The sequence below is a fragment of the Streptomyces sp. UH6 genome, assembly GCF_013421635.1.
Taxonomy (GTDB): domain Bacteria; phylum Actinomycetota; class Actinomycetes; order Streptomycetales; family Streptomycetaceae; genus Streptomyces; species Streptomyces abyssomicinicus.
This window is the reverse complement of sequence record NZ_JACADT010000354.1, coordinates 1-5358: the sequence shown is the minus strand read 5'-3', so window position 1 is coordinate 5358 and position 5358 is coordinate 1. Positions and strand designations below refer to the sequence as shown.

Below are 5358 nucleotides of genomic sequence, written 5' to 3'. Positions count from 1 at the left end.
CCGGCTGGTCCTGCCTGGCCGGCCTCGCCGGTCCGGCCGCCTGACCCGTCCGGCGGCCCCTGGGCCCCGGCCCCTTGGCCCCGGCCCCCAGCCCTCCACGACCGTGCGGTCCTGGTGGAGGGCCTCCGCCACTCCGCCGTCCTAGAGCTTCTCCACCGGCGCGTACCGCAACAACAACCGCTTCGGGCTTCCGTCACCGAAGTCGATCGTCGCCTGCGCCTTGTCCCCCTCGCCCGCCACGGCGACCACCGTGCCGAGCCCGAACTGGTCGTGGGTGACCCGGTCGCCGACGGACAGCGCGGCCACCGGCCGGTCCCCCGCCCGACGGGTGGCAAAACCGGAACCGCCCTGGGCGGAAGAACGCGACCGCGTGGACGACAGCGTCGCCGCCACACCCGCCGCGGGACCCGCCGCGAAACCGCCCGGCGAGGAGCTGCCCTTGCGCTTCCAGTCGAGGTACGTCTCCGGGATCTCCTCCAGGAACCGCGACTGGGGGTTGTACGCCGGCTGCCCCCACGCGCTGCGCAGCGCCGCCCGCGTCAGGTACAGCCGCTCGCGGGCGCGGGTGATGCCGACATACGCCAGCCGCCGCTCCTCCTCCAGCTCCTTGACCTGGCCGAGCGCCCGCATGTGCGGGAAGACGCCGTCCTCCATGCCGGTCAGGAAGACCACCGGGAACTCCAGCCCCTTGGCGGTGTGCAGCGTCATCAGCGTGATGACGCCGTTGCCGTCCTCCTCGTCGGGGATCTGGTCGGAGTCGGCGACCAGCGCGACCCGCTCGAGGAAGTCGGCGAGCGAGGACCCGCTCTCCCCCTCCGCGTTCTCCTGCTCGAACTCCAGGGCCACCGCGGCGAGCTCCTGGAGGTTCTCGATGCGCGTCTCGTCCTGCGGGTCGGTGGACGCCTGGAGCTCGGCGAGATACCCGGTCCGCTCCAGCACGGCCTCCAGGACCGTGGCCGGACCGGCGCCGGACTCCGCGACCGTCCGCAGGTCCTCCATCAGCGTGTTGAACCGCTTGACCGCGTTGGTCGAGCGGGCCGCCATGCCGTACGCCTCGTCGACGCGGACCAGCGCCTGCGGGAAGCTGATCCGCTCCCGCCGGGCCAGCGCCTCGATCATCGCCTCGGCACGGTCGCCGATCCCGCGCTTGGGCACGTTGAGGATGCGGCGCAGCGGCACCGCGTCCTCCGGGTTGGCGAGCACCCGCAGATAGGAGAGGACGTCCCGGACCTCCTTGCGCTCGTAGAAGCGCACGCCGCCGACGACCTTGTACGGCAGGCCGACCCGGATGAAGACCTCTTCGAAGACACGGGACTGCGCGTTGGTCCGGTAGAAGACCGCGACATCACCCGGCTTGGCGTCGCCCGCGTCGGTGAGGCGGTCTATCTCGTCGGCGACGAACTGCGCCTCGTCGTGTTCGTTGTCGGCGACGTATCCGGTGATCCGGGCGCCCGCGCCGGCGTTGGTCCACAGGTTCTTCGGCCTGCGGGACTCGTTGCGCTCGATGACGGCGTTGGCGGCGCTGAGGATGGTCTGGGTGGAGCGGTAGTTCTGCTCCAGCAGGATCGTCGTGGCGTCCGGGTAGTCCTCCTCGAAGTCGAGGATGTTCCGGATCGTCGCCCCGCGGAAGGCGTAGATCGACTGGTCGGCGTCACCGACCACGCACAGCTCGGCCGGGGGCACGTCCTCGGGGGCGGGCGGCACGTCCTCGTCCCGCATCTCCGAGGCGCCGCCGACCAGCTCGCGCACCAGCGCGTACTGGGCGTGGTTGGTGTCCTGGTACTCGTCGACCAGGACGTGCCGGAAGCGGCGGCGGTAGTGCTCGGCCACGTCCGGGAAGGCCCGGAACAGGTTGACCGTCGTCATGATCAGGTCGTCGAAGTCCAGCGCGTTCGCCTCGCGGAGGCGGGACTGGTACATCGCGTAGGCCTGGGCGAGGGTCTTCTCGAAGCCGTCGGCGGCCTGGGCGGCGAAGTCCTCCTCGTCGATCAGCTCGTTCTTCAGGTTGGAGATCTTGGCGCTGAACGACTTGGGCGGGAACCGCTTCGGATCCAGGTCCAGGTCGCGGCAGACCAGCGCCATCAGCCGCTTGCTGTCGGCGGCGTCGTAGATCGAGAAGGACGAGGTGAAGCCGAGGCGCTTGCTCTCACGGCGCAGGATGCGGACGCAGGCACTGTGGAACGTCATCACCCACATGGCGGAGGCACGGGGCCCCACCAGCTGCTCGACCCGCTCCTTCATCTCCCCGGCGGCCTTGTTGGTGAAGGTGATCGCCAGGATCTCGCCGGGGTGCACGCCGCGCTCGGCGAGGAGGTACGCGATGCGGTGGGTGAGCACCCGGGTCTTGCCGGAACCGGCTCCGGCCACGATGAGCAGCGGGGACCCGGCGTGCGTCACCGCGTCCCGCTGGTTCTCGTTCAGCCCCTCCAGCAGGGCGGCGCCGCTCAGCGCGGGGCGCGGGGCACCGTCCCGGTAGTAGGCGTCCCTGGCCGGGGGCACGTCGAAGCGGCCCGCGAACAGGTCGTCCGGGATCGGCTCCGGAGCGTGGTCGCCGTACTCGTCCTCGGGCGGCGGCGGCTCCTCGTCGTAGGCCGGAGGGGCCTGGAGGCTCGCCAGGTAGCTTTCGTCAAAGAGGCTGCTCATCGCCCTCCGAGTCTAGGTGCCTCCACCGACACCCGCGGCCGCTGTCCGAAACCCGCGCGGACCGGAGGACCGGCCGGAGGACCAGCCGGCGGACGAGCCGGAGGACAGGGCGGCGGACGAGGCGGAGGACAGGGCGGCGGACGAGGCGGGAGAGGCGTTCTCCGCACACCGGTAGAATTGGGCGGACAGACCCACACCCTGACGCCGGAAGGCCCCCCGTGTCATCAGCGCCCACCGCTGCGTCCGCCGCCCCCGACACCGTCCTGGTCGTCGACTTCGGTGCGCAGTACGCCCAGCTCATCGCCCGTCGCGTCCGCGAGGCCCGGGTCTACAGCGAGATCGTGCCGAGCACCATGCCGGTCGAGGAGATCCTCGCCAAGAACCCGGCGGCGATCATCCTCTCCGGCGGCCCCTCGTCCGTGTACGAGCCGGGTGCGCCGACCCTGGACCGCGCCCTCTTCGAGGCCGGCGTCCCCGTCTTCGGCATGTGCTACGGCTTCCAGCTGATGGCGCAGACGCTGGGCGGTCAGGTCGACAACACGGGCGCCCGTGAGTACGGCCGCACCCAGCTCCACGTGAGCCGGTCGGGCTCCACCCTCTTCGAGGGCACCCCCGACGAGCAGCCCGTGTGGATGTCGCACGGCGACGCCTGCTCCGCCGCCCCCGAGGGCTTCGCGGTCACGGCCTCCACCGACGTGGTGCCGGTCGCCGCCTTCGAGAACGACGACAAGAAGCTGTACGGCGTGCAGTACCACCCCGAGGTGATGCACTCCACGTTCGGCCAGCAGATCCTCGAGCACTTCCTGTACCGGGGCGCGGGCCTGCAGCCCACCTGGACCACCGGCAACGTCATCGAGGAGCAGGTCTCCGCGATCCGCGAGATGGTCGGCAGCAAGCGCGCCATCTGCGGCCTGTCCGGCGGTGTGGACTCCGCGGTCGCCGCCGCGCTGGTCCAGAAGGCCATCGGCAAGCAGCTCACCTGCGTGTACGTCGACCACGGCCTGATGCGCAAGGGCGAGACCGAGCAGGTCGAGAAGGACTTCGTCGCCGCCACCGGTGTGGAGCTCAAGGTCGTCGACGCCGAGGAGCGGTTCCTGACCGCGCTCGCGGGCGTCAGCGACCCGGAGGAGAAGCGCAAGATCATCGGACGTGAGTTCATCCGCGTCTTCGAGCAGGCGCAGGCCGAGATCGTCGCCGAGGCGCCGGGCGACCAGCCCGTCGAGTTCCTGGTCCAGGGCACCCTGTACCCGGACGTCGTCGAGTCCGGCGGCGGCACCGGCACGGCCAACATCAAGTCCCACCACAACGTGGGCGGCCTGCCGGAGGACCTCGAGTTCAAGCTGATCGAGCCGCTGCGCCAGCTGTTCAAGGACGAGGTCCGGATGGTCGGCCAGGAGCTCGGCCTGCCGGAGGAGATCGTCCAGCGCCAGCCGTTCCCCGGCCCCGGTCTCGGCATCCGCATCGTCGGCGAGGTCACCAAGGAGCGCCTGGACCTGCTGCGCGAGGCCGACGCGATCGCCCGCGAGGAGCTCACCGCGGCCGGTCAGGACAGCCTGATCTGGCAGTGCCCGGTGGTCCTGCTCGCGGACGTCCGCAGCGTCGGCGTCCAGGGCGACGGCCGCACCTACGGCCACCCGATCGTGCTGCGCCCGGTCTCGTCCGAGGACGCCATGACGGCCGACTGGTCGCGCCTGCCCTACGAGGTGCTGGAGAAGATCTCCACCCGCATCACCAACGAGGTGCGCGACGTCAACCGCGTCGTGCTGGACGTCACGTCCAAGCCGCCGGGCACCATCGAGTGGGAGTGACCTCTCCCACCACCGCGTGACGCGCGGGCCGCACGCGCCGTGCGCCGAAGGGGCGCCGTCCGGATCTTCCGGGCGGCGCCCCTTCGTCATGTCCGTCACGTCCGCCCCGACGTCAGGTCCGTCAGGTCCGTCAGGTCCGTCACATCCGCCTGGTCAGGTGCGCCTCACCGAGCGGAGTTCCGCGCCCGGCGTCCAGGTCTGCACGACCATGTACTCGTCGTTCTCCACGGAGACCCGCACCACCTCCGTGAGGTCGACGCGGAACAGGTGGAAGCCGTCCGGGTCGGGCGGGGAGACCTGCCCCACGTAACGCGCGCGGGCCTCGCCGTCCTCGACCGGGAGGGCGTGCCCGGCGATCCGCACGTCACCGCCGCCCATCCCCGTGCCCGGCCCGGGGTTCGCCTGCAGGTTGAAGCGGGGGTCGCGCAGCAGATCCAGCGCCTTCAGCGAGCCGGGCATCATGCCCAGCCACAGGTCCCCGTCCAGGAACCGCACCTCGATGCCGGTGGTGCGGGGCGATCCGTCCTTGCGGAGGGTGGCCAGGACGTGGTGCGTGAAGTCCCCGAACCGTTTCTCGACCACGTCGGCGAGTTCCGGTTCGGCACGGGCGAACGCCGCCCAGTCGGTGATGCTCGTCATGGCCACAGTCTGCTGCCTGGCAGCGGCCGCCGGGGGGTGAAGTGCACCGGGGCGGGCGCGGAAACCCGGGGACCGGGCGAGTTCGGTTCCCGCGCGCCCCCGCCCGTGCCCCGCGCCCCCGTCCGGCCGGGCACGCGCCCCGGCGCGCGCGGGGCATCGGCACGGCACCCCTGCCGCGTGATCGGGCTGCTCGTAGCGGCCGGTTCACAATTTTCCCCGCCGTGACCGAGACCCACGGCCCCTCGGAACGGTTGTGAAGGGTGAGGTC

3 protein-coding genes are annotated in these 5358 nt (G+C 71.4%); 1 reads left to right on the top strand and 2 read right to left on the bottom strand.

Annotated features, from left to right (window positions below):
- Window positions 1–141: 141 nt before the first annotated feature.
- A complete protein-coding gene (pcrA, locus tag HW445_RS17460; protein ID WP_180221938.1) occupies window positions 142–2643 on the bottom strand; it encodes a DNA helicase PcrA in 2502 nt (833 codons plus the stop codon).
- A 218-nt stretch (window positions 2644–2861) separates the two neighbouring features.
- Here pcrA and guaA point away from each other — a divergent pair, with 218 nt between their 5' ends.
- Window positions 2862–4451, top strand: a complete 1590-nt coding sequence (guaA, locus tag HW445_RS17455) for a glutamine-hydrolyzing GMP synthase (protein WP_180221937.1) — start codon at window positions 2862–2864, stop codon at window positions 4449–4451.
- 153 nt (window positions 4452–4604) lie between these two features.
- Here guaA and HW445_RS17450 read toward each other — a convergent pair whose 3' ends face one another.
- Window positions 4605–5090: a pyridoxamine 5'-phosphate oxidase family protein gene (locus tag HW445_RS17450; protein ID WP_180221936.1), complete on the bottom strand. Its 486-nt coding sequence runs from the start codon at window positions 5088–5090 to the stop codon at window positions 4605–4607.
- Window positions 5091–5358 lie beyond the last annotated feature (268 nt).